The 23,104-nt window shown below is 66.7% G+C and carries 22 protein-coding genes, 1 tRNA gene and 1 pseudogene; 14 read left to right on the top strand and 10 right to left on the bottom strand.

Features of this window, described 5'->3' with window-relative positions:
* The first annotated feature begins 323 nt into the window (after positions 1-323).
* On the top strand, positions 324-926 hold the full coding sequence (locus IU452_RS10760; RefSeq protein WP_195108789.1) for an alpha/beta family hydrolase: 603 nt from the start codon (positions 324-326) through the stop codon (positions 924-926).
* A 44-nt stretch (positions 927-970) separates the two neighbouring features.
* Here the strand turns inward: IU452_RS10760 and IU452_RS10765 are convergent, their stop codons facing one another.
* Positions 971-1,663 carry a class I SAM-dependent methyltransferase gene (locus tag IU452_RS10765; protein ID WP_195108790.1) on the bottom strand — a complete coding sequence of 231 codons (693 nt, stop codon included), beginning with the start codon at positions 1,661-1,663 and terminating at the stop codon, positions 971-973.
* Positions 1,664-1,732: 69 nt separating this feature from the next.
* Here IU452_RS10765 and IU452_RS10770 point away from each other — a divergent pair, with 69 nt between their 5' ends.
* The gene (locus tag IU452_RS10770; protein ID WP_195108791.1) at positions 1,733-2,131 is read left to right on the top strand and encodes a GNAT family N-acetyltransferase; all 399 of its coding nucleotides are present in this window, start codon (positions 1,733-1,735) and stop codon (positions 2,129-2,131) included.
* 9 nt (positions 2,132-2,140) lie between these two features.
* On the opposite strand, the gene IU452_RS10775 is transcribed toward IU452_RS10770, so the two are convergent.
* The 3 genes from IU452_RS10775 to IU452_RS10785 all read right to left on the bottom strand — a co-directional run bounded on the left by IU452_RS10775 (position 2,141) and on the right by IU452_RS10785 (position 4,956).
* Complete coding sequence (locus IU452_RS10775; RefSeq protein WP_195108792.1) at positions 2,141-3,247, bottom strand: DUF4185 domain-containing protein; 1,107 nt, start codon at positions 3,245-3,247, stop codon at positions 2,141-2,143.
* 176 nt (positions 3,248-3,423) lie between these two features.
* Positions 3,424-4,167, bottom strand: coding sequence for a crotonase/enoyl-CoA hydratase family protein (locus tag IU452_RS10780; RefSeq protein ID WP_195108793.1), 744 nt, complete (start codon positions 4,165-4,167; stop codon positions 3,424-3,426).
* Between the two features lie 9 nt (positions 4,168-4,176).
* Positions 4,177-4,956, bottom strand: a complete 780-nt coding sequence (locus tag IU452_RS10785) for an alpha/beta fold hydrolase (RefSeq protein ID WP_195108794.1) — start codon at positions 4,954-4,956, stop codon at positions 4,177-4,179.
* A 367-nt stretch (positions 4,957-5,323) separates the two neighbouring features.
* On the opposite strand from IU452_RS10785, the gene IU452_RS10790 reads away from it, so the two are divergent.
* From IU452_RS10790 to IU452_RS10810, 5 genes are all read left to right on the top strand, one after another.
* Entirely contained in the window at positions 5,324-5,548 is a 225-nt protein-coding gene (locus tag IU452_RS10790) for a hypothetical protein (protein WP_195108795.1), read from the top strand.
* Positions 5,535-5,831 carry a hypothetical protein gene (locus IU452_RS10795; protein ID WP_195108796.1) on the top strand — a complete coding sequence of 99 codons (297 nt, stop codon included), beginning with the start codon at positions 5,535-5,537 and terminating at the stop codon, positions 5,829-5,831. The genes IU452_RS10790 and IU452_RS10795 overlap by 14 nt, the downstream gene beginning before the upstream one ends.
* A 91-nt stretch (positions 5,832-5,922) precedes the next feature.
* Positions 5,923-6,258, top strand: coding sequence for a hypothetical protein (locus IU452_RS10800; RefSeq protein WP_195108797.1), 336 nt, complete (start codon positions 5,923-5,925; stop codon positions 6,256-6,258).
* A 9-nt stretch (positions 6,259-6,267) separates the two neighbouring features.
* Positions 6,268-6,819 (top strand): YdcF family protein, encoded by a 552-nt coding sequence (locus IU452_RS10805; RefSeq protein WP_324192546.1) that lies wholly within the window; start codon positions 6,268-6,270, stop codon positions 6,817-6,819.
* A 150-nt stretch (positions 6,820-6,969) separates the two neighbouring features.
* Positions 6,970-8,613, top strand: coding sequence for a purine-cytosine permease family protein (locus tag IU452_RS10810; RefSeq protein WP_195108798.1), 1,644 nt, complete (start codon positions 6,970-6,972; stop codon positions 8,611-8,613).
* A 49-nt stretch (positions 8,614-8,662) separates the two neighbouring features.
* Here the strand turns inward: IU452_RS10810 and dcd are convergent, their stop codons facing one another.
* A complete protein-coding gene (gene dcd / locus IU452_RS10815) occupies positions 8,663-9,247 on the bottom strand; it encodes a dCTP deaminase (RefSeq protein ID WP_195108799.1) in 585 nt (194 codons plus the stop codon).
* Positions 9,248-9,327: 80 nt separating this feature from the next.
* Here dcd and IU452_RS10820 point away from each other — a divergent pair, with 80 nt between their 5' ends.
* From IU452_RS10820 to IU452_RS10830, 3 genes are all read left to right on the top strand, one after another.
* Entirely contained in the window at positions 9,328-9,945 is a 618-nt protein-coding gene (locus IU452_RS10820; RefSeq protein WP_195108800.1) for a trimeric intracellular cation channel family protein, read from the top strand.
* Positions 9,946-10,166: 221 nt separating this feature from the next.
* Positions 10,167-10,889: a helix-turn-helix domain-containing protein gene (locus tag IU452_RS10825; protein ID WP_195108801.1), complete on the top strand. Its 723-nt coding sequence runs from the start codon at positions 10,167-10,169 to the stop codon at positions 10,887-10,889.
* A gap of 74 nt (positions 10,890-10,963) precedes the next feature.
* Positions 10,964-11,037 (top strand) — tRNA-Gly (locus IU452_RS10830).
* Between the two features lie 44 nt (positions 11,038-11,081).
* Here the strand turns inward: IU452_RS10830 and IU452_RS10835 are convergent.
* The gene (locus IU452_RS10835) at positions 11,082-12,494 is read right to left on the bottom strand and encodes a cytochrome P450 (RefSeq protein WP_195109020.1); all 1,413 of its coding nucleotides are present in this window, start codon (positions 12,492-12,494) and stop codon (positions 11,082-11,084) included.
* 272 nt (positions 12,495-12,766) lie between these two features.
* Between IU452_RS10835 and IU452_RS10840 the strand changes: the two genes are divergently transcribed.
* Both IU452_RS10840 and IU452_RS10845 read left to right on the top strand, forming a co-directional pair.
* Positions 12,767-14,089, top strand: a complete 1,323-nt coding sequence (locus IU452_RS10840; RefSeq protein ID WP_195108802.1) for a UDP-glucose dehydrogenase family protein — start codon at positions 12,767-12,769, stop codon at positions 14,087-14,089.
* A 123-nt stretch (positions 14,090-14,212) separates the two neighbouring features.
* Positions 14,213-15,586, top strand: coding sequence for an Hsp70 family protein (locus tag IU452_RS10845; protein WP_195108803.1), 1,374 nt, complete (start codon positions 14,213-14,215; stop codon positions 15,584-15,586).
* Positions 15,587-16,318: 732 nt separating this feature from the next.
* Here the strand turns inward: IU452_RS10845 and IU452_RS10850 are convergent.
* The 3 genes and pseudogenes from IU452_RS10850 to IU452_RS10860 all read right to left on the bottom strand — a co-directional run.
* A pseudogene (locus tag IU452_RS10850) lies at positions 16,319-17,575 on the bottom strand (YibE/F family protein); the annotation flags it as partial.
* A 390-nt stretch (positions 17,576-17,965) separates the two neighbouring features.
* The gene (locus tag IU452_RS10855; protein WP_195108804.1) at positions 17,966-19,225 is read right to left on the bottom strand and encodes a pyridoxal phosphate-dependent aminotransferase; all 1,260 of its coding nucleotides are present in this window, start codon (positions 19,223-19,225) and stop codon (positions 17,966-17,968) included.
* A gap of 60 nt (positions 19,226-19,285) precedes the next feature.
* Positions 19,286-20,296, bottom strand: coding sequence for an XRE family transcriptional regulator (locus IU452_RS10860; protein ID WP_228817120.1), 1,011 nt, complete (start codon positions 20,294-20,296; stop codon positions 19,286-19,288).
* Positions 20,297-20,879: 583 nt separating this feature from the next.
* Between IU452_RS10860 and IU452_RS10865 the strand changes: the two genes are divergently transcribed.
* Positions 20,880-21,329, top strand: coding sequence for a hypothetical protein (locus IU452_RS10865; RefSeq protein WP_195108806.1), 450 nt, complete (start codon positions 20,880-20,882; stop codon positions 21,327-21,329).
* A gap of 429 nt (positions 21,330-21,758) precedes the next feature.
* On the top strand, positions 21,759-22,178 hold the full coding sequence (locus IU452_RS10870) for a hypothetical protein (RefSeq protein ID WP_195108807.1): 420 nt from the start codon (positions 21,759-21,761) through the stop codon (positions 22,176-22,178).
* 123 nt (positions 22,179-22,301) lie between these two features.
* Here IU452_RS10870 and IU452_RS10875 read toward each other — a convergent pair whose 3' ends face one another.
* Entirely contained in the window at positions 22,302-22,820 is a 519-nt protein-coding gene (locus IU452_RS10875) for a lytic polysaccharide monooxygenase auxiliary activity family 9 protein (protein ID WP_195108808.1), read from the bottom strand.
* Between the last annotated feature and the right edge of the window lie 284 nt (positions 22,821-23,104).

The following is a 23,104-nucleotide window of genomic DNA, read 5'->3' on the forward strand; positions in this document are numbered from 1 at the left end:
CCCGCCCATGTGTCGCCACCGGGTAGTCGCCGGAAAACCGCCTACTACTCGCGGGTAACTTACACCGTATATTACCGACGGGTAATGGGCAGTCCAAGGCTTAGACCACGGATGTGATGCGACGAACACGGTGGCCCGCGCCCAAAACCCCACCGAAACCAAGAACACGCAGCATGCCCGCCCTCTCGCTTCCCCTGCCCGTCTTTCGCTTGCCGCCGGGCAGCCCTTGCCCTCCCACCGGGCAGCCCTCGCCCTCCCGGCGGGCGGCCCTCTCGCTTCCCCTGCCCGGACGGAGTCCGGGCAGGGGTCGATACGGTGACCTCATGCGCATCGAGACGAGTGCGGGACCTGCGGAGATCGAACTCGACCGGCCCAAGGGGGCGCGTTTGCTGCTGGTGCTCACGCACGGCTCCGGGGGCGGCGTGGACGCCAAGGATCTACTGGTCGTCAAGGATTGCGCCGTGGATGCCGGGGTGGCCGTCGCGCGGGTGACCCAGCCCTATCGGGTCGCCGGTCGCCGGGCACCCGGGTCGGCAACCGTGCAGGATGCGGCCTGGCTCGAGATCGTCACGGCGCTGCGCAAGAAGGTCCGCGGAGTGCCGCTGGTTCAGGGCGGGCGGTCCAACGGGGCCCGGGTGGCCTGCCGAACCGCCCTCGATGCGGGAGCGAAAGGTGTTCTCGCCCTGTCGTTTCCGCTGCACCCGCCGGGTAAGCCGGAGAAGACCCGCCGCGACGAACTGCTCGCCGCCTCCCGACACCTCGACGTCGTGGTCGTCAACGGCGAACGCGACCCGTTCGGCATTCCCGACCCCGCCGACGCCGCCGAGGTGCGGATCATCCCCGGCCAGCCGCACTCCTTCCGAGGCGGCTTCGACCTGATCGCCGAGACGGTCACTCCCTGGCTGCGCCGCTGGAGCGAGAAGTAGGTCCTGGCCGAAAGCATGCCGGGACGACGGCGCATCGTCCCCCTTCATTCCGGCATGGCCGGAATGTCCAGATCGGGAACCGTGCGGTGGGCGATCACCAGGGCGTCGATGGCGTCGCGGCCCTCGGTGGTGCGCAGGACGCGGTCGGCGAGGTGGACGCGGATGTGGTCGGCAGGAGCCAGGTCGCGGACGATGTCGTCGGGCGTGAACAGGATCGAAGGGTCCTGTGGGCCGCCGTAGCCGTCGGTGATGTTGGTGGTGTCGTGGCCCAGGACCAGCAGGGTGCCGCCGGGGGAGAGCATGTGGGCGGCCTTCGACAGCACGGCACGCCGCTGGTCGGCCGGGAGATGCAGATAGGCCATGAGGATCAGTTCGAACGGGCCGGTGATCTCGGCAGCGTCCAGATCGGTGACATCGGCGCACTGCCAGGCAATCCGGGCCCGCACCGACCGCGACAGCCGCGACGCGACGGTCCGTCCCTTATCGATCCCGACCTGGGAGAAATCCACCGCCCGCACCTGCCATCCGTGCGTGGCCAGCCACAGCGCATTGCGCCCTTCCCCGCACGCCAGATCCAGCGCCCGCGGTAGCGCCGGAGGCTCTTCTCCCGGCGCGTCCGGCTGCAGCGGCACCCGCCGCTCCAGGCCGTACACATGCTCCACCACGGTCGCATTCGGCGGAGCGCCCCACACCAATTCGCTCTGCGCGTACCGCGCGTCCCAGTCCGCCGCATCCATGCAGCCGAGTGTATGGGCGCATGGAAAACCGCTGGACGACACCGCGGCCGGTCGCCGCACAATGACGGGATGCAGATCGACTACCGCTGGCGCGCCGAACTGTCCGATGCCGAAATATTCGCCCTCACGCGGTCGCACGACGGGCAGGCGGAGCACGGCTGGTGGGATCGGGTTCGCCCGCACAGCCTCGGCTGGATGACGGCCCGGTCGGCGGACCGTACGCTGATCGGTTTCGCGAATGTCGCCTGGGACGGCAGCGATCACGCCTTTCTGCTCGACCCCAAGGTGCATCCCGACTATCGGCACCGCGGTATCGGCACCGAGCTCGTGCGGCGCTCGGCCGAGGCCGCCGCACGAGCCGGATGCGATTGGCTGCACGTCGATTTCGAGCCGCACCTGCGGGCGTTCTACTTCGACGCCTGCGGATTCCGGCCCACCGATGCGGGATTGCTCGAGCTCGGCGCGTAACCGCCTGCCCTACAACGTCGTTCGCATCAGCAAGACGTTGTACTGGCTGTGCACGGTGGTGAGGAAGTACAGATCGCGGCCGGTTTGGTAGGGGAAGATCGACGGGGCGTAGGCGGTGGGGAGTTCGCGGGTGTCGATCAAGACCTCCGGCGGGCTCCACGGACCCTCGGGAGAGGGAGATCGGCGCATCACGACCGAATTCCACGGATCGGTGGTGAGCATGATGAATTGCCCGAGGTACTCGTTCCACATCACCGACAACTCACCGACACCGCCGACGATCGGGGCGGCCGCATTCACATCACCCTTACGCCAGCGCTGTCCGTCCCAATACTCGTATTGGGCGAGATTCTGAATATCGCCCCCGCGTACTCGGGCGATATAGCCGAGATGGTTGCGACCCGACGGGGTGCCGTACTCGTACACCCAGCCGTCGTGCGCGAGGAAGGCGTTCATCTGGAAGTTCGCGTCGCCGCCCTCGGCGGGTCGGCGGGTGAAGGCCAGATCGGCCCATGTCTCGCCGTTGTCGGCGGAGGCGGCCAGGCCGGAGAAGTTGGTGGTCCACTGGCCCACCTCGTCCCAGCTGCGCACCGACATCAGGCTCATGTACTGCACACCGTCGACCGAGATGCCCGCGGTCGGGATGCGGCTGATCTCGATGAACGGGATCTTCGGGCTGGGTATCAGGTCGCGGGCCTGGCCGAGGCCGTCACGCACGGCGCTGTCGAAATAGATGCCGTTGGACGGGTCCTTGGTGTGGCTGCGCAGCAGGACGTTCGATCGCCAGGCCCAGACGCTGCCGGCCAACAGGTTCGGGAATCCGACACCGGCGGTGTCACCGAAGGCGGTGAGCATTTCACCGTTGCCGTTGTCCCACATGATGCCGAGGTCGGTGCCGATTACGTTGTTGTTCTCGGTGTGATTGGGGCTGGCCATACCCGTAACCTGGAAAACTGCCCGCGAACGGCCCACCAATTGGGGCAGGCCACTGGTGCCGTTGAGCACCGGAATGGGGTTGATCATATTGGGGTTCGCGACGGCAGGCGTGGTCACGGTCAGGAGCAAGGCCGAGGCACCAGCTATCGCAGACAACAGCATGGATGCGGTCTTGGTCAAGGTCGGCGGGCCTTCCGGATCTCGCCGAGCCGTGGCGGCCCACCCCAGATCCGTGACACCGCACACGATCATCGGCTGGCTGGCAAGAGTGTGAAAATGCTAACAGCGAACCGGGGGCAAATGCGTTTCACGCACCGCAATTCGGGGTAATTACTAAAGTTTTTCGCCCTACTTTGTCAGCGGCGACCCAGTGCCTGCCTGACCAGCAAGGGCAGTTGGGTGGCGCGCTCGATGCCGAGGGTGCGCCACGGACCGGCCTGCCACGTGCGGTCGAACAGCCGCTTGGCGGCGGCCACCGCATGCGGAGAACGAGCGGTGATCCGGTCGGCCAGCTTCTCCGCTGCCGCCCGCGGATCGGCGGTGACCTCGGTGACCAGGCCGATGCGTTCGGCGTAGGCGGCGTCCACCGGATCGGCGGTCATGGTGAGCAGTAGGGCCTTATCGATTCCGATCAGCCGCGACAGGGTGGCCGCGCCGGTCATATCCGGGATCAGTCCGTGCTTGACCTCCATGACGGAGAAATCCGCGTCCGGCGAGGCGAAGCGGAAGTCGGCGGCCAGCGCCAACTGCAGTCCGCCGCCGAAGCAGTGCCCGTGCACGACCGCGATCACCGGCTGCGGCAACCGCCGCCAGGCCCAGCACGCCTCCTGGAAGGCGTTGGTGCCCCGCCAGGGGATCGGCACGAAATTGCGCACGATGGACAGCGGATCACCGGCGGTCGAGGCGATATCCAGGCCGCTGGAGAAGCTGGGGCCGTGGCCGGACAGGATCACCACGCGAATGTCGTCGCGTTTACCGATGCTCCGCGCCACCTGGGCCAACTCGCGCAACATGGGAATGGTCAGGCCGTTGTGCTTGTCGGGACGGTCCAGGGCGACGTAGGCGCGGTCGCCGTCGACGGTCAGGGATACGTTGCTCATCGGATTTCCTTATTCGGCGCCGAGCTGGTCGATCAGAATTTTCGCGCATCCGGCGGGGTCGTCGTAAAACGGGGTGTGCCCGCTGCCGCGCAGGGTGAGGTGGCGAGCGCCGGGCAGCCGTTCGCGGGCTCGGCGGCTCTGGGTGGCGTAGGTGAGCAGGACGTCGCGGTTCCCCCAGGCGACGGTGACCGGAATGCGGGCCAGCCGGCCGCCGTCCTGCAGGCGCGCGCGGTCGAAAGAGGCCAGGGCCGAATCGAATCCGGGTGCATCCAGGACGCCGATGGCGGTGTCGAGGGCGATGCGAGTGCTGACGGCCCACGGTTTGCCGAACACCAGGCCCAGAAACGCGGTGCGCACGGCGGGGTTGCCCAGCAGCGCCGGCAGCGCGGGACGCAGGCGCAGGCCGAGGTCCTTGGACCGGCCCAGCGACTGCTGACACCAGACCCGCCCCGCCGTGGACCAGAACCCGATCGGCGAGAACGCGGTGACCGAGCGGGCCAGGCCGCGTGCACCCAGCTCGAGCGAGATCAGCCCGCCCATGGAGTTCCCACCCAGATGCGGCCGGTCGAGCCCCTGCTCGTCGAGAAAGGCGGCCAGCGCATCGGTGAGCGTGTCGACGGTGGTGTGCGCCAGCGGCGCGGACTCACCGAAGCCCGGCAGATCGACGGCGAACACCTCGAACGACCGCGCCAGCGTCGCAATGACCGGCTCCCACACCTGCCAGCGACTCCCGACCCCGTGCACGAGAACCAGGGGTTCGCCGCGCCCGACCCGATGGTGGTTCACCATGCCCTCAACTCCCGCCGCAATCCGTAACCGCGCCCACCCTAACAACTATTGACCCCCCGCCAACAGTGCGCAGACCCGGCCTGCAGCAGGCCGGGAACAAGCGAGCAGAGCGCCCCGCCCCCCTCGCATCCTGGCCCGGACCGTCCTCTTCGCGTCCCTGGCCTGGTGCCGTCCTCTTCGCGTCCCTGGCCCGGGGCCGCCCCCTTCGCATCCGGGCCCACCCCCTTCACATCCCGCGGGCCCGGGCCCACACTCTTCGCATCCTGGCCGGGCTCGCCCTCTTCATCTCCCGGGCCGTGCCCGCCCCCTCACATCCCTGGTCCCGGCGCGCCAGCGCCGGGGCCAGGGCGACGGTACGATAAAAGGTATGGCTACCCGTAAGGTGACGTTGTCCCTGGACGAGGCGGCCTGGTCGTACGCCGAGCAGGCCGCGGCGCGTGCGGGGATGTCCCCGTCCGCCTGGATATCCCGTGCCGCGCGACGCGAAGCGGTGCGCACCGGATGTGGTCCGGTGCCCGATCCGGCCGAACTCGCGACCACCGACGAGGCGGAGCTGCGGGCCGCCGAGGAGGCGATGCGTGCGCAAGGGTGACCTGTGGATCTACAACCCGCACGGTTCGCCTCGGCGTCGCAACGTCGTCCTGATCTCGAGTGACGGCATCAACGAGTCACCGCGTCCCTGGCTGATCGCGGCCGAACTCCTCGACGAGGATCCGCACGACATCCTCGCCGTCTCGATTCCGGGCCACGGCTGGGTGCACGCCGGGAATCTGGGCCGCATCTATCGCGGCTGGCTGGTCGAACGCATCGACGCCGTCGACACCGACACCATCGAACGCATCGATACCGCACTGCGCGCGGCGATGGATCTGTAGCCACGACTGTTCCCGCGCGGTGCGATGCGGCAGGATCACCACGGCGGTACCCGCGCCGCCGCGTTGTCATGTCGCGAGAAACGAGGAACAGTTGAGGATTTCGCTGATCGCCGCCGCATTCGTCGCCCTGCCGCTGCTGGCGGCCTGCGGCTCCGACCAAAAGAGTTCCGAGCCGCAGGTCACCCAGGCCGATGTGGCCAACTACATGCAGAGCACCGGACTCCGCGACCCGAAGCTGGCCGACTGCGCCGCCAAACACTTCATGGACTCGGGCATTTCGCAGGAGGGCCTGCGCCTGATGTTCAAGTCCGGCAACAACAAGCCCCCGCAGTCCGGCGACGCCACCGAGGGTTTGAGCAAGGAGGACGCGGCCAAGGCCCACGACGTGGGCCAGAAGATCGCCACCGAATGCATCAACCCCAGCTGATCCGCGCCCGTGCCCGCCGCCGCATCTCGACCGAAGCGGTACGCCACGACGGCCGTGGTGCTGGTGACGGGCATCGTGGTGGCGGTGGCCGCGCTGTGGCCGGTGTACGTGCGGCCGCCCATCGATGACCCGGCACCCGCCGATGCGATCCTGGTGCTCGGCGGCGCCCACGACGGCCGCGAGGAGTTGGGGCTGCGGCTCGCCCGGGACGGGTATGCACCCCGAGTGCTGTTCTCCGATCCGTACGAGCACAGCGCCCTGATGAACCGGATCTGCCATGGTGGCTACCGCTTCGCGGTGGACTGTTTCGATCCGAGCCCGCGCACCACCCGCGGCGAGGGCCGCGAGCTGGCCGCGCGGGCGCGGGCGGGTCAGTGGCGCCGGGTGATCGTGGTGACCTTCACCCCGCACGTGTCCCGCGCCCGCTACGTGCTCGGGAAGTGCTGGGACGGCGAGATTCTGATCGTCGTGGCGCACCCGCGCATCTCCCCGCTGCGATGGGCATACCAGTACCTCTACCAGTCGGCGGGATACGTGAAGGCGGCCGTGGAGGCTTGCTAGTCCCGGCCGAAAACATGCCGGGAACGACGCGGGTGGTCCGAATTGTGTGACGTTACCCATCTGTAACTATCCGGCAAAAGTGACTCTACATTCACACCCGACTCTCGATCTCCGAACCCTGCTCGCGATGGGCGGGAGTGAGGAGTGCAAGTGGTCGACGTGCAAACGCGGCAGGCGAATTCGGTCGCCGCGACGAAGGAAACCCTGGAGGATTACACGCTGCGCTTCGCGCCGCGCAGCTACCGCAAGTGGAGTCCGGCGGTGGTCGGGGTCTCCGCCCTGGGCGGCATCGCCTACCTGGCCGACTTCTCCATCGGCGCCAATGTCGGCATCGCCAACGGCACCGGAAACGCGCTGCTGGGCATCGGCATCTTCGCCGTCGTCGTCATGCTCACCGGATTCCCGCTCGCGTACTACGCTGCGCGCTACAACATCGACCTCGATCTGATCACCCGCGGCAGCGGCTTCGGCTACTACGGCTCGGTGGTCACCAATCTGGTGTTCGCATCGTTCACCTTCATCTTCTTCGCCACCGAGGGCTCGATCATGGCCCAGGGCCTGAATCTGGGCCTGCACATTCCGCTGTGGCTGGGCTACCTGGTGTCGACGGTGCTGATCTTCCCGCTGGTCATCTACGGCATGAACACCCTGGCCAAACTCCAGGTGTGGACCACCCCGCTGTGGCTGCTGCTGATGGTGCTGCCGTTTGCATTTCTCGTTGTGCGGCATCCGGATTCGATCGGTTCGTTCTTCGCCTACGGAGGCAAGGACGGTAACCCGGTCAGCGTCGCCGGTGTGCTGGCGGCCGCGGGTGTGTGCCTGTCGCTGATCGCCCAGATCGCCGAGCAGATCGATTATCTGCGGTTCATGCCGCCGAAAACGCCGGAGAACTCCCGCAAGTGGTGGGGTTGGGTGCTGCTGGCCGGGCCGGGCTGGGTGGTCTTCGGCGCGATCAAGCAGGTGGTGGGCCTGTTCCTGGCGGTGTATCTGATCGCGAATCTGCCTGGCGCACAGGACATCGCGAATCAGCCGGTGCATCAGTTCCTGGAGATCTACCGGGATATGGTGCCGTCGTGGCTGGCGATGACGCTGGCGGTCGTGCTGGTGGTGATCAGCCAGATCAAAATCAATGTGACCAACGCGTATTCGGGCTCGCTGGCGTGGACCAACTCGTTCACCCGCGTCACCAAGACCTATCCCGGTCGACTGCTGTTCCTCGGCCTCAACCTTGCGATCGCGCTGATCCTGATGGAAGCCAACATGTTCGACTTCCTCAACAACATCCTCGGCTTCTACGCCAACTGCGGTATCGCCTGGATCGTCACCGTCGCAACCGATATCGCCGTCAACAAGTATCTGCTGAAGATCTCGCCGAAGGAGCCGGAGTTCCGCCGCGGCATGCTCTACAACCTGAACCCGGTGGGGCCGGTCGGATTCGGGTTGTCGGCGGTGCTGTCGATCATGACGTTCTTCGGAGTGTTCGGCGAGGCGCTGAAGCCGTACTCGCCGATCGTCGCGGTCGTGATCGCCTTCGTCGCAACCCCGCTGACCGCGCTGGCCACCAAGGGCAAGTACTACCTGCGGCGCACCGACGACGGCATCGAGCTGCCGATGTTCGACGAGCACGGCAATCCGTCCGGCGAAACGCTCACCTGCCATATCACCGGCATGGACTTCGAGCGGCCGGACATGATCGCCTCCGCGGTCCCCGGGCCCGCCGGTGAGATCCAGTACATCAGCTCGCTGGCCCTGTCGACCGACAGGTCCGGCGCGCACGTGCTACCGCCGCAGTGATCGCCCACGGCCGCAGGTACTTCCCCGAAGTGCCTGCGGCCGTGTCGTTTCAGGGCCGGGACTGGTCAGGCAGCGGGAAGTTCAGGTACGCCCGCGAGGGGGTCGGACCGCGCTGGCCCTGGTACTTGGAGCCCGCGGCGCTGCTGCCGTACGGATTCTCGGCCGGGCTGCTGAGCCGGAACAGGCACAGCTGCCCGATCTTCATCCCGGGCCACAGGGTGATCGGCAGATTCGCCACATTCGACAGCTCGAGGGTGATGTGGCCGCTGAAACCCGGGTCGATGAATCCCGCGGTGGAATGGGTGAGCAGGCCCAGCCGCCCGAGACTGGACTTTCCCTCCAGGCGTCCGGCCAGGTCGGTGGGCAGCGAGCACACCTCCAGGGTGGAGCCCAGCACGAACTCGCCCGGATGTAGCACGAACGGCTCCCCGTCGGTGGGTTCGACCAGGGTGGTCAGCTCGTCCTGTCGCTGCGCGGGATCGATGTGGGTGTAGCGGGTGTTGTTGAACACCCGGAACATCCGATCCAGGCGCACATCGATACTCGACGGCTGAACCAGCTTCTCGTCGAACGGTTCCAGGCCGAGCCGTCCACTGGCCAGCTCGGCACGAATGTCGCGATCGGAAAGCAGCACGTCGAAGAGCCTAGTGCCCGGACGTGGGCCACTTGCGGCTGGCATGGAGGCCGCCGGAAGGTTGCTGCGATTATGGGCGCATGCTGCACGTGCTGTATCTGGTCGGTGTCGCGGCCTTCGCCGCCAGCGGAGTCCTGGCTGCGTACAAGGCCAATATGGATCCGTTCGGCGGTCTGGCGCTGGCGTTTGCCGCCTCGATTTCCGGCGGTACGCTCCGCGATCTGATCCTGGGCAGGTACCCGCTGTACTGGACCCACGACTGGATTCTGCTGGCGGTGATCGGCGGCGTCGGGCTCGCCACCATCGCCTACCTGCGGTTCCGGACCCTGCCGCGGCGTTCCCTGCTGGTGGTCGACGCCATCGGGCTGGCGGTGGTCACCGTGATCGGTGCTCGCGCCGCGATCGAGGCGGGCGCGACGCCGCTGGCCGTGCTCATCCTGTCGGTGATGACCGGTGTGACCGGCGAGGTCGTGCGGGATGTGCTGTGCGGCGAATTTCCGCCCCTGTTACTGCGCGAGGACGTCTACGCCATCGCGGCGCTGATCGGGGCGGTCTGTTATCTGGGCATGCACTGGCTCGGGTCCGGCCCCGGCCCCGCGGCCATGGTGTCGGCGGGCCTGGTGTTCGCGCTGCGCATGGCGGCGGTGTATTTCGGCCTGCATCTGCCGCGCCCGCACCGGGCGGGGTCGGGCGGGTGACCGGCTCTCCCCTCCGGCGAGTCGGTCATCCACCCCGACCCCCGGATCATCCGGGCCGCCAACCGTGCGCGACCGGACCGGCGGCACGCATGCCGCACGAGAATCAAGATTGCTGAGCGGTCGTCCGGGAGTCAATAGTTCCGACCCGTACATCGTGTCCGGGTGGCCGGACCTACACTCGTCGTCCCCTTCAGAAAACCGCTCCCGAATAGGTCGTCTCCATGTCGCAGTCTCTCCATAACCTGGGAAATTTCATTCGCGAACGCAGAGTCGCCGCCAACCTCACGCAGGGCGCATTGGCCGATCTGGTCGGCATCTCCGAGGAGACCCTGTCCGCCATCGAACGCAACAAGCGGCCCATCAGCCAGTCCGTGCTGGGACCGCTGCTCGCGGCGCTCGGCGTCTACCCCGACGCCGCTCCGGCATTGGTCGCCATGTACGCGGTCCCGGTGCAGCCCGAATCCAACCGGCCGACACCGCACGAGACGTCGGCCCTCGAGGCCATCGCCACCCCCGCCTTCTATCAGGACGTCCGCACCTACCGGATCATCCACTCCAACGCCGCCGTGAGGCGCGCGCTACCGGGCATGACGGCGGGCACCAACCTCATGGAGTGGCTGCTCACCGAACCGGACGCCCGCGCGGTGCTCGCCGACTGGGAATCGGTGGCGCACCGTTTCGTGTATTCGATGCGGGCGCTGGCGCTGCCCTCGATGCCGCCGGAGATCAGCGGCCCACTCATCCGCGCCTGCAGCAGGGCCCCGGAATGGGACCGCATGTGGAACACCACCCCCGCCGACGCCACCCCCATGAACTCGGTCACCCTCGTCGACCCCGCCACCGGCGCCCACCAGCCGATGTACCTCACCTCGTTCACCCTGCAGTTCCCCCGCGCGGGCTGGGGGATGTGGATGCTGAGCCCGGCCCGGGAGCCGCTCACCTGACCCGGGCCCGACCGGCGAACTTGCACCCCCGGACCGCCGATCTGCTATCGTCTCCAGAGCGCCCGAACGGGCAGGCCGGTGTAGTTTAATGGCAGAACTGCAGCTTCCCAAGCTGCTGGCGCGGGTTCGATTCCCGTCACCGGCTCCAGCCGAAAACCTTCCCCACCAACGCTTTCAAGCCTATCCGCGCGGTCATCTCCTTCGGGGATGTAGACGTAACCGGAGCCCGGTGGGCTTGAGGGTAATCGTTTCTCGAACGTTCAGTCGGTAGCGGGGGTCGGGCTCCAGGTCGAACTGGTGAAGAACGGCGGCGAGGGTGACCGCGATTTCGTGGTGGGCGAATTGGCGTCCGATGCAGGAGCGCGGTCCGGTGCCGAACGGCTTGTAGATTCTTCGCGAAGGCAGGCTGCGGAGGTTTTGCGGGAGGAATCGGTCGGGGTTGAATTCATCTGCGTCCGGTCCCCAGACCGGCTCTCGCTGTGCTGCCAGCAGCAGTACCAGTACCCAGTCCTTTCGTTTGAATCGGAAGCGGCCGTCGCAGAGGGTCGTATTGCGTTTGGCGCGTCGGAAATAGCCGGGGCCGGTAGGCCAGAGCCGCAGGGTTTCGTCGACGACGCGTCGCAGGCTGCGGAGTTTGGCGACGTCTTCGAAGTCGATGGCGGGGAAATCGGGTGTGGGCCAGCGTTGGTCGAGTTCGGTGCGGACTTCGTCGGCGATGCGGGGGTGGATCGACAGGTAGTGCAGCGCGAAGGCGATGGTGTTGGCGGCGGTTTCGCTACCGGCGACCAGGAAGGTGAGGATTTGATTGCGGATGTTGGTGTCGTCGAGTCCTTCGCCCGAAACGGGGTCGACGCTGTCGAGCATGAGATCGAGGATGTCGCGGTGTTCGCGGCGGGGCTGCGTTTTCCTCGCCTCGACGATGGTGTCGACGACTTCATGGGCAAAGGCGAGGTCCGACCGGTATTGACGCAGTTCGCGCTGGCGGAAAATGCGTTCGAACCGGGGGAGGACATTGGTGCGTCGATTGGCGAAAGTGAGTCCTCGCACCATCGCCTCGACGAATGGGTTGTCGCCCGGCCGGCCGAGCGAGTCGAAGGAGTGGGAGAACCCGGTGCGGCACATGATCTCGAAGGTCAGCGCGTTCATGGCCGCAGGGATGTCGACCCATGGCGGTGATGGCGGTGTCGCCCATATGTCGACGAGTTCGCGCACGGTCGCGGTGATGGTGGCGTGGTAGGTCGCCATCGCCGCCTTGGTGAACGCCGGCGCGAGGATGTTATGGGCCTTGGCCCAGTTCGGTTCACGATTGAACGCGGTGAACAACCCATCGCCGGCGAGGGGCCGCAGTTTCATCAACACGTGCCCGAGGTGCTTTTCCCATGTGGTTTCGTCGTTGACCTCGTCGACCGCCTGCGTGCCGGAGACGATGATCGACGGGTAGCCGAACAGCCTCTGCTCGAACACCGGCCCCAGTTCTTTGGCCTGCTCGGCGAGGCGCTGACAAGGTTTGGTGAAGTCGGTGGTGAAGATATCGCCGAGCACTGGCACGCGGAACGGCGGATGAGGCAGCGGTGGTGACAGAGTGTCGGCCGACCGTGATCGCATGTCGGTCACAATGTCGTTCCTTCCGTCCGGGCTGGTCCGGACCGGAACGCCGGATGGTCGGCGTCGCCGCCTGGGCGGAGCGGCCATGGCCGAGAAAACCAGAGCCCGCAGGTACTTTCGATAACAGTACCTCGCGAGGCGCCGTCCCGCGTGCGAACCACGGTTAATCTCCGACCGCTCTGACGTGCGGGTTTCCGCCTGTACATCTGATGTTGCCCGACGACTTGCCTTCAGGTCGCGGGGTGGCCACCGCCGGCGCTTACCAATCGATCATGCGTCTCACGGTGTTCGGGACTGGGTATCTGGGAGCCACTCATGCCGCGTGCATGGCGGAGCTCGGGCACGAGGTGGTGGGGGTCGACGTCGACCCCGGCAAGGTCGCCAAGCTGTCCGACGGGGTGGTGCCGTTCTATGAACCGGGGCTCGAGGAGGTGCTGCGGCGCAATCTGGACCGGAACCGGCTGCGGTTCACCACCTCCTACGAGGAGGCCGCCGACCATGCCGACGCGCACTTCCTCGGCGTGGGCACCCCGCAGAAGAAGGGCGAATACGCCGCCGACCTGAAGTACGTGCACGCCGTGGTCGATACGCTCGCGCCGATGCTCGAGCGTCCGGCGGTGCTCATCGGCAAATCCACCGTCCCCGTCGGCACGGCCACCGCCCTGGGCGCGCGGGCCCGGGCCGCCGCGTCGACCGAGGTCGAGGTGGCCTGGAATCCGGAGTTTCTGCGGGAGGGCTACGCCGTGCAGGACACCCTGCGTCCGGACCGCCTGGTCCTCGGCGTGGATCGCGGCCGCGACAACGCCGCCTGGGTGGAGGAGCTGGTGCGCGAGATCTATGCCGATCTGCTCTCCGCCGAGGTGCCGTTCCTGTCGACCGATCTGGCCACCGCGGAATTGGTGAAGGTTTCCGCGAATGCCTTTCTCGCGACGAAGATTTCGTTCATCAATGCGGTCTCGGAGGTGTGCGAGGCCACCGGTGCCGATGTCACCGTTCTGGCCGATGCGCTCGGCTACGACGCCCGCATCGGTCGCCGATTCCTCAACGCGGGGCTGGGTTTCGGCGGTGGCTGCCTGCCGAAGGATATTCGCGCGTTCATGGCGCGCGCCGGTGAGCTGGGCGCCGACCACGCCCTGGCCTTTCTGCGCGAGGTCGACAACATCAATATGCGCCGCCGCACCAAGGTGGTCGATATGGCCGCCAAGGCGTGCGGGGGCTCGCTGCTGGGTGCGAATGTCGCCGTGCTGGGTGCGGCGTTCAAACCGGAATCCGATGACGTCCGGGATTCGCCCGCCCTCAATGTCGCCGGGATGATCCAGTTGCACGGTGCCGTCGTCACCGTCTACGACCCCAAAGCGCTGGAGAATTCGCGCAAGGTATTCCCCACGCTGAATTATGCGACCTCGGTCACGGAGGCTTGCGACCGCGCCGACGTCGTGCTGGTCCTCACCGAATGGGCGGAGTTCACCGCCCTGCGGCCGGAGGATCTGAATGCGGTGGTCAGGGCGCGTTCCATCATCGATGGCCGCAACTGTCTCGAGCGCGACAGATGGCGGAATGCCGGATGGGTGTACGCGGGGCTCGGCACGTCGTAGGGTGTCGGGAACAGGTACAGTGACCCACACCCGTGCGAGGTGAGGGCGGGCCCGGAGGCGCTGGCCATCCGCAGGCGGCGGCCGCCGCGCACGTCGTGGAGTGTGAAACGAGATGGGCAGCAGATGAGTTCGGTACTGGGAGTTTCGGTCGGCGCCGGCGCGCTTCGCGTCGCGCGTCCGCATCCCGGGAATTCCCCCGAACGCTTCGCGCCCGATCACTTCGATCTTCAAACGCTGCAGGTCGACGAGCAGCGCGTGGAGGAGCTGGCCGCCGACACCGTCGGTGCGGCCCTGTCGGCCACGCCGGATATCGGCGCCACCGCCATCGCCTACCGCAGCGAACAGCATGCCCGCGCCCTGCGTGCCGCATTGGCCCGGCGCCAGCTGACCAATTACGAACTGGTGCCCGAGGTTGTTGCGGCGCTGGAATTTCTGGAGTCGGCCGGCGAGCTGTCCGGCTACCGCACCATTGCCCTGTACGACCTGGGCAGTTCGGGTCTGTCGGTGAGCGTGGTCGACGTCGCGAGCCGCCAGATCTGCTACGGCGAGCGCACCAGCGACATCAGCGGCGACTATCTGGATTCGTTGATCCGCGAACAGCAGATCGCCTCCGGACGCATTGCGCACCCGCCGGATCCGGCGGGCCTGGCCGCGCTGGACGCGGTGTGCCGCCAGGCGAAGGAGCAGCTGTCGGTGAACACCGCGGTCGCCCTGCCGTCCGAGCACGGCCTGGTGCTGATCTCGCAGGAGAATTTCGAGGCGCTGATCATGCTGGCCGTGGAGTCCTCGGCCCGGATGACCCGCGATGTGATCATGCGCTCGGAGCAGGCGGTGCAAGCCGTGATCGCCGTCGGTGGCTGCGCCCAGATTCCGCTGGTGACGCGGGTTTTGGGGCGCTGGCTGGGGATGCCGGTGGTGGTGCCCGCGCATCCGGAATCCGTGGTGGCCCGCGGCGCCGCGCTGCTGGCCCGCCCGGCTCGGACGGTTGCCCCGCCGCCACCGCAGCAGCCGCCGATGGAGACCGCCGACACCGAGCAGCTGGCCCCGGCCTGGCTGGCGGATGCGCCCCCGCCCCGCGGCCGTCGCCGGGAGACCGCACACGGCCGTGGCCTCGAGTTGGCCCGCGGGCGCCGGCGCGAGCTGAGTGTCGCCGGGGTGGCGGCCGGTGCGCTGGTGGTGGTGGCCGCGGTCGGCCTCGGATTGGGCTGGGCCCCGCAGGTTTTGCAGGGGAATTCGCAGAGCAGCAAGTCCTCGTCGGATTCCTCCACGACCAGCACCCCTCGACCGGCCGCGCTCGAGCCCTCGCTCTCGCCGTCGCCGACCGATACCACCAATGCCTCCATCGCCGCGCCTCCGCCGCGCTGGAATCAGACCACCACCGAGGCGCCGCCGCCTCCGCCGGGACCGAATACGATCGTCGTCCCGGGTCTCCCGCCGATCGTGGTCCCGACGATTCCGCCGAATGTGATTCCGCAGTTCCCGATTCCAGGGCCCTGAGTTCGAGGGCCCATCCTTCGACGAGCGTGCTCTCTATCGGTCGTCGTAATCGTCCGGCGGCCAATTCCTTCTGAAGGTGTGCCGCCGATCAATGGTGCGGTCGTATCGCGGGCCGGAGGGGTCCTGTTCGTAAGCCGGCTCCGCCAAATCGTCGGCATAACCGGGTGAGCTCCGGTCCAGGCCGTGGCCGGGGTAGTACTCGCCGGCATATGGCTGGGCGTGGTCGTCGGCGTAATGGCCCTGTGCCCGGCCGGTATCGGGGTAGTAGGCGCTCGAACCGTTGTCGGGGTAGTCGTCGCTGTAGCCCCCATCGGCGGTGCCGTAGTCGTCGACGGCGTGCCTGGCGCCGTGGCCGTTGCCGGGGCCGTGTGCGTAGCCGTCCGTCCCCGGCAGTGCGTCGTAGCCGGGGGCCTCGTAGTCGGCCCTGTGCCGGTCCGGCAGATCCTCCTCGGCGAGTGGCACATTCCAGTCGTCCCCCGGGCGTCGACCGCGGTGGTAGCCGGATCCCTGGTCGTCCTCGGCATGGTGACCGTGCGTGGCCACCCCGGAGTGCCGCCCTCGGGAGTAGCCGGGTGCAGGGTGGGCATCCGCGCTCGATCGCCGTCTGCTGCCGGAGTATTCCTCGAGATGGTCGGCCGGATACCGGGTCTCGTGGTCGTCGTCGTGCTCGTCTTCGGGACCGTGTGCGTGGACGGCGGCGCGAGAGTGGAGCCCTGCCCGGCGTTGGGTGCCGCGACTGTGGTGTGCCTCGGCGGGTTCCGGTCGTAGCGTGAACGGTCGCGCCAGCAGGACCGCGATGGCCGTGGTCAGCGGCACCGACAGCGCCAGGCAGATGCCACCGACGGCGGAGCGGGTGATCTCGATGGCCACCGCATCGCCGGTCAGCACGTCGCGCATCGACCGTCCGGCCACGGAGAACATCAACAGCAGCGGCAGCGCGCCACCGGCGTAGGCCAGCACCAGGGTGTAGACGGTACTGGCGATGTGGTCGCGGCCCACCCGCATGGCCGCGGTGAAAACCTCACGGCGGGACGCCTCTTCGTCGAGGGCGGCGAGTTCGAAGGCCGCCGATGCCTGGGTGATGGTGACGTCGTTGAGCACGCCGAGCGAACCGATGATGAATCCGGCCAGCAGCAACCCGGTGATGCTGACGTGCTGAATGTAGGTGGCGACGTTGGTGTTGTCCTCCTGCGACAATCCCGTCACATGGGTGACCTTCAGCGCCACCCAGGACAGCACCGTCGCCAGCACCATCGCGCTCAAGGTGCCCAGCAGTGCCGAACTGGTCCGCAGATTCACCCCGTGCGCCAGGTACAGCACGGCATAGAGGATGAGCGATCCCGCCACGAGCGCCACCGGCAATGCGGGTTTGCCGTCCAACAGGGCGGGCAGCATGAACGCCACCAGCACGCCGAAGGCGAAGACCAGGCCGAGCACCGCCCGCAGCCCGCGCCAGCGCGCGACCGCCACGATCACGATCGTGAAGATGATGCCGATCAGCGCCAGCGGCCACCCGCGGGAATAGTCGTCGAACGAATAATTCGGCACCCCGCTCGGATCGTTCTGCCGCACGATCCTGATGTGATCGCCCGCCCGCAGATCGGGTTGTCCTGGGCCCGGGGCGATTTCGAGCAGGGTGTGCTTGCCCTGATGCGGTCCGGATTCGATCGACACCAGGCTGCGCTGGCAGGTGTAGGCGTTGGTCGGCGGTGGCTGGGGGGTGTCGTCGAATACCTTGCCGTTGGATTGACTACCGCACGGACCCAGGTCCTGCATGACGACCGTGCCCGCCTCGGTCTGCACCGCGCCGCCGCCGCCGTTCTGCATGGGCAGCGGAATGTCGACGTGCTGACGGCTGGGCCACAACAAGATGACGCCGATGACGACGAGCACCCCGATGCCGGTGAGTAGCCCGACGACCACGCGGGCCGCAGTGGCACCGATCGCGATCGGCCCTGAGTGATCGTGGTGGTGATGGTGGTCGCTCACCGGTCCCTACCTGTCCATAGCGTGCCTGACCGAAGCGAGCTTAAAGGATTTGATTTTCAAGATCACTATGACCGGCACCGCCGAGGGGCCGCGCGGACCGTGCGCCGAAAGCCGGATCGGCAGCGGGAAACTCGAGCGAATGCGCAGGTGAGAGATTCGGGAGGGGGCGGCGGAGAGCAGGGGGATGTCTCCGCCGCCCAGGGATCCGACGGCCCAGGGGGGGTAGGCGGTCGAATCCAAAGCCGAGCGGCCCAGGGGGGTAGGCGGCTCGGCCGGGCACCTGAGTGCCAAGGACTACTGTACACAAACGGCCGATCTTTGCGCTAGCTAAGTCTTCAAAAACCTCGATTTTTCATACTCACGGTCGGTTTCTCGGCGAAGAGAAGCGGACTATTGGCGGTAGCTGGCCAGGAAGTTGCCGAAACGCTCGATCGCGACCGCGAGATCGCGCGCCCACGGCAGCGTCACGATCCGAAGATGATCGTGATGCGGCCAGTTGAAGCCGGTGCCCTGGACCATCAGGATCTTCTCCTGCAGCAGCAGATCCAGGATCAGCTTGGAGTCGTCGTGGATCTCGTGCACCTCCGGGTCCAGCCGCGGGAACGCATACAGCGCACCCTTCGGCTTCACGCACGACACACCCGGAATCATGTTCAGCTTCTCCCAGGCCACATCGCGCTGTTCCAGCAGCCGCCCGCCCGGCAACACCAGATCGTCGATGCTCTGATGACCCCCGAGCGCCACCTGAATCGCATGCTGCGCGGGCACATTCGGACATAGTCGCGAGGAGGCGAGCAGGTCGATGCCCTCCAGGAATCCGGCGGCGTGCTCGGTGGGCCCGGTGATCACCAGCCAGCCGGAGCGGTAACCGGCCACCCGGTACGCCTTGGACAGGCCGTTGAACGTGAGGCACAGCAGATCCGGCGCCAGCGTCGCCAGCGAGATGTGCTTGGCGTCGTCGTAGAGGATCTTGTCGTAGATCTCGTCGGCCAACAGCAGCAGCTGATGCTTGCGGGCCAGGTCCACGATCTGCTGCAGCACCTCGGTCGAATACACCGCACCGGTCGGATTGTTCGGGTTGATGACCAGCAGCGCCTTGGTCCTATCGGTGATCTTCGACTCGATATCGGCGATATCGGGCTGCCAGCCGTTGGACTCGTCGCAGAGGTAGTGCACGGGTGTGCCGCCGGCCAGGCTGGTCATCGCCGTCCACAGCGGATAGTCCGGGGCGGGGATCAGCACCTCGTCGCCGTTGTCGAGCAGCGCCTGCATGGTGATGGTGATCAGCTCGGAGACGCCGTTGCCCAGGTAGACATCGTCGACGTCGAATTCCGGGAAGCCGGGCACCAGCTCGTAGCGGGTCACGATGGCGCGCCGCGCCGACAGGATGCCCTTGGATTCGGAATAGCCCTGCGCATACGGCAGCGCGGCGATCATGTCGCGCATGATCACATCCGGCGCCTCGAACCCGAACGGCGCCGGGTTGCCGATATTCAGCTTCAGGATGCGGTGGCCCTCGGCCTCCAGTCGCGCCGCATGCGCGTGTACCGGCCCACGGATCTCGTAGACGACGTTCTGGAGCTTGGTCGACTGCTCCAGAACCCGCGGTGGCAGATGAGGTGACTGGCTGGTAGGGCTCACCTGTCCCATGGTGCCACTGGCCGGCAAGCCGTTATTTATGCCGGTCCACTCTTCCCGGACTGGTCGCCTCTACGCCGACAGATGTACCGGAATCATCCGTACGGCCGCCGCCGATCCACAGAACTCCTCGATGCGTTCGTCCAGGTGGCGGGCCTCCATCGCGTCTCGGAACTGGGGTGCCGCGATGCGGCGCCGCAACCCCGTCAGCCGCTCCTCGAGCTGCGCGATCCGCTTGTCCTCGGCCAGCTCCAGCACCGGCCGCAACGCCTCGGCGGCCCCGTCGAGGCTGCCGTTGATCAGATGTGCGGCGGCGTTGTCGACACGAGCCAGCGATTCGGCGCCGTAGGAGCGTTGCTCCTCCGGGCCGCTGGTGTACAGCTCGATGGCCCGCCGGGTCGCCTCCAGGGCGGGTTCGGCCTGGTCGAGATGGATGTAGGTGGCCCCGGCGTAGTAGTGGCTCTTGGGCTCGTTGAAGCCGAAGACCCCACCCACCTCGTCGTGCAGCGAATCGGTATCGGTGCCCTCACGGGCGGAATCGGCCTCGCGGATACACCGCTGGGTGTCGGTGACGCTGCCCAGCTTGGACCAGATGCGGGCCTCGATATTGTGCAGCCGCACCCGGGCCGTCGCCGACTCGGCATACTGCTGCCCGTTCTGGGCCAGCATGACCCCGCGCCGCGGGCGCTCGGACTTGTACTCGATCAGTGCCTGCATCCCGCGCGTCCAGGCCCGCAATCCGTTGTGTCCGCATAGTTCCGCGTAAGCCCAAGCGGCCCTTGCCTGTTCGCCCGCGGCGTCGTGATAGCCGAGGTCTGTGCTGGCATTGGCGAGCAGGCCCGAAAGCGTACCGGCCAGCAGGTACAAATGGCTTGTATCCGAGGGCCTTTGGTGGCCCTCCAACAATCGGTACACCCTGCGGCGAACCCGTAACATTTCGACCATCATCGGAACCGGCGGTATGTGTACGTAATCGTTGGCGATGCGCGTGACGTCGGCGTCGAGTTGCTCCAGCGCGGACGCACCGACGTTGGTGGCCTCGGCTCGGCCGGCGTGCTCGCTTGCTTCGTGGGCAGCCGCCATGATCAGATCCCTCTCCGAAATCGCTGCTAACGCATCACCTCTCATCGCACCGGCGTCTACGAGTGCCAAAAGTTCCGCGTCGCTCGAATACTTGGTGTGCGCGGAATTCGTACCGCGCACCTCGAAATCAGGTGCAGGTCGATCGATTAGGGGCTGATCGATCAACGCCGCGAACCGTGCCCGCACTACATCGTCGGACCTCGCAAGAGATGTATCGAGGGCGGCCTGATTCACCGGGCGGGGATGCACCCGGGTGCCGCCTGCCTCCCATTTCGAGACCAGTCGCTCGTGCACTCCCAGATGTGCTGCGAACTCCCGGATACTCATCCGCTTTGCATCGCGGAGGGCGCGGGCTTCTTTCCCTGACCACTGCCGGACCACGATGTCATCCCTTCCGCAACGAACTCCATAATCCAGAGTACGAGCGGGTAGTGATCATGGCCACAGCCGAAACCGAGCTGGTATCAGCGATTTTGCAGGTTACGGATCAGGGGCAGCGGAAGGGCAGCGCAAGGAGGGCATGCGGGCGTTATCTCAGGGTCGGATCGGGCGCGACCCTAGGAGAGGATCGAGGGAGTTCGCCGTGAACGTGGAGAAGCTCAGGACCGTCGAGGATTGGGTGGCGTTCTACCGGCGCGAGTTGGGGCTGCCGGTGACCGAGCGCGGCGGCTTCGTGATGCTACCGATCACCAGCCGCATCGGCGTGGTCCACCTGCCCACGATGCGGGCCGAGCGAGTGCGCGCCTCGCTCGCCGACCAAGGCATGGCGGGTCCCATGCTGGCCCGTCAGGTGCGCTGGAGCTTTCTGGTCGTCCCCGACTCCCGTCCCGGCACCCAGGTGCTCGACGTTCTGAATCGTCTCGATATCGGCATCCCTGCCATCGGCAGTGCCGTCATGTTGCCGACCGGTCTCGGCCGCTGGACCCGGGAAGGGTGCCACTGGGTCGTTCCGCCGAACCGCGACAACAAACTCCCACCCCTGTCGGTAGTCATTACGACAGCTCTGGCGGTGGGAGGCGGCAGCGAGGACTGACCGCAGCCGTCCTCGCGCCCCGGACCCGGGTCCGCCCCCCTTTGGCAGTCGACGGGGCGGACCCGGATAAGGGGTAGTACCCGCCGGGTCACGATTACGTCGATGGATTGGCGTGTGGCGTTACCGAACTCGAATCGTGACCTATCTCTCAGCCTTGCCGGATAGTTGCCATGGCGTCGCATATGCGGGTGCCCCGCCCGTACTGCGCGATCCCGGAGTACAACTCGGCCGTCCCCACGTCGGCGAGGCACGAAAGGTAGCGATTTCGACACGAAATGCTCGTTACTGCATCGCTATTGAGGATGATTTCGATATCGGTGTCGGCGTTAGCTGCCCGCACTCCCGCCATGGTAAGAATCCGGTGCCGACGGCGAGTCGGCGATCGACCAGCGAGACAGCGGCCCACCCTCGATCGGAAGGAGTTGCGCTATGAAGCTTCGCAGTGTTGTCGGCGGCCTTGTGCTGGCAGCCGCGGCCGTCTCCGCGGTTCCTGCGGTTGCCGCCGCCGATGATCCGGAATTTCCGCGTAATGGGATTGTTCCGCCCGGGACTTATCACATCATGCGACACCCCTCGAATGTGCTGGGCTCACCTTTCGAGAACTGCGATCTGCAGGTCTTCGTGGACGGCAAGACCGTGGTGCTGGTATGTGGGGAATCGGGCAGGACCGGTCGCCAGGCGCCGGTCGGCCCCGACGAGACCTACGTATCCTTCGACGGGTCGCCGTTCGGGCTGGATCTGCGGGATATCGATCCGCGCCAGGGTTTCTGGATCGGAACGGTGAATATCGCCGGAACGCCGCTCGCCGCGCCGTATCCGCTGGCGGGGATCTCGTTGAACCGCCGCTGATCCGCAACACAGACTCCCCTGCAGGAGGGTGCCCCCGTCGCCTACGTGACGGGGGCTTTCCTTTGCCCGCAAACCGGTTTCACAGCTTCTGTCACAGTGCCGGAGGGCTGACGGGTTCCAGTTCTAGCCGCCGACCCGCAGGTCCACGCAGGCGTAGAAGGCGTTGGCGGTGTCGGCGATATTCCAGATGCCGATCAGCTTCTGTTTGCCGGTGAAGCCGCTGAGATTCACCGTGTGCGTGACGGTTTGGCCGGGCTGCTGATTGTTGCCGTCGGCGACCGCGACGCGGGTGTTGCCGATGTAGTACTCCCAGTTGGTGGTGCGGTGACGGGCGGTGAAGGTCCACGTGAACGAGACCGAGGTGCCGACGGAGTGGACCTTCCACGGCTTGCTGTCGTCGTCGAGTTCGGCCCAGCGGCGATCGCCGGCGCTGCAATTGCGTTGGCCCTTCGGGCCTTCCACACTCTGCGGTTCGTATTTGATCGGGCCGCACGGCAATGCGTTCTGGGCACACTGGGCCTGCCTGCTCGCGGGCGACGAGATGTAGCCGTGTGCATTGGCCTGGCCCGCGGGGAGGACGGCGACGAGGAACGGGGCGACACCGGCGGCGCCCACGACGGACAGGAACCTACGACGGGACATGGGTACTCCTTGCCGAGAATGAGGACGGCAGGGGCCGGCATACCGCCCGGGGGATGATCTGTTATCCGATCCAGATCGGCTCGAAGTGAAAATGGGATATAACGGTAAGCCTCCAGGTCGGAGCTGGTCAACATTCCAGGAGGAAGTAACCCCTACTCGCTCGAGCCACCCCGAGCGGTCGGTATCTTCGTACGCTGTCGACCGAAAGCTGGGTTGTTTCAAGATATTTCGCGTAGAAGATCGAGTAGCGGCGAGAGGCCGGGGCCGCTTGCCCGGGCGAAGCT

The sequence above is a fragment of the Nocardia transvalensis genome, assembly GCF_015477765.1.
Taxonomy (GTDB): domain Bacteria; phylum Actinomycetota; class Actinomycetes; order Mycobacteriales; family Mycobacteriaceae; genus Nocardia; species Nocardia transvalensis_A.

Excerpts from the sequence above, each read along its gene's own strand:
- IU452_RS10760 (WP_195108789.1), top strand. The coding sequence starts at position 324 with ATGCGCATCGAGACGAGTGCGGGACCTGCGGAGATCGAACTCGACCGG.
- IU452_RS10765 (WP_195108790.1), bottom strand. The coding sequence starts at position 1,663 with ATGGATGCGGCGGACTGGGACGCGCGGTACGCGCAGAGCGAATTGGTG.
- IU452_RS10770 (WP_195108791.1), top strand. The coding sequence starts at position 1,733 with ATGCAGATCGACTACCGCTGGCGCGCCGAACTGTCCGATGCCGAAATA.
- IU452_RS10780 (WP_195108793.1), bottom strand. The coding sequence starts at position 4,167 with ATGAGCAACGTATCCCTGACCGTCGACGGCGACCGCGCCTACGTCGCC.
- IU452_RS10785 (WP_195108794.1), bottom strand. The coding sequence starts at position 4,956 with ATGGTGAACCACCATCGGGTCGGGCGCGGCGAACCCCTGGTTCTCGTG.
- IU452_RS10790 (WP_195108795.1), top strand. The coding sequence starts at position 5,324 with ATGGCTACCCGTAAGGTGACGTTGTCCCTGGACGAGGCGGCCTGGTCG.
- IU452_RS10820 (WP_195108800.1), top strand. The coding sequence starts at position 9,328 with ATGCTGCACGTGCTGTATCTGGTCGGTGTCGCGGCCTTCGCCGCCAGC.
- IU452_RS10825 (WP_195108801.1), top strand. The coding sequence starts at position 10,167 with ATGTCGCAGTCTCTCCATAACCTGGGAAATTTCATTCGCGAACGCAGA.
- IU452_RS10835 (WP_195109020.1), bottom strand. The coding sequence starts at position 12,494 with ATGCGATCACGGTCGGCCGACACTCTGTCACCACCGCTGCCTCATCCG.
- IU452_RS10840 (WP_195108802.1), top strand. The coding sequence starts at position 12,767 with ATGCGTCTCACGGTGTTCGGGACTGGGTATCTGGGAGCCACTCATGCC.
- IU452_RS10845 (WP_195108803.1), top strand. The coding sequence starts at position 14,213 with ATGAGTTCGGTACTGGGAGTTTCGGTCGGCGCCGGCGCGCTTCGCGTC.
- IU452_RS10855 (WP_195108804.1), bottom strand. The coding sequence starts at position 19,225 with ATGGGACAGGTGAGCCCTACCAGCCAGTCACCTCATCTGCCACCGCGG.
- IU452_RS10860 (WP_228817120.1), bottom strand. The coding sequence starts at position 20,296 with ATGGCGGCTGCCCACGAAGCAAGCGAGCACGCCGGCCGAGCCGAGGCC.
- IU452_RS10870 (WP_195108807.1), top strand. The coding sequence starts at position 21,759 with ATGAAGCTTCGCAGTGTTGTCGGCGGCCTTGTGCTGGCAGCCGCGGCC.
- IU452_RS10875 (WP_195108808.1), bottom strand. The coding sequence starts at position 22,820 with ATGTCCCGTCGTAGGTTCCTGTCCGTCGTGGGCGCCGCCGGTGTCGCC.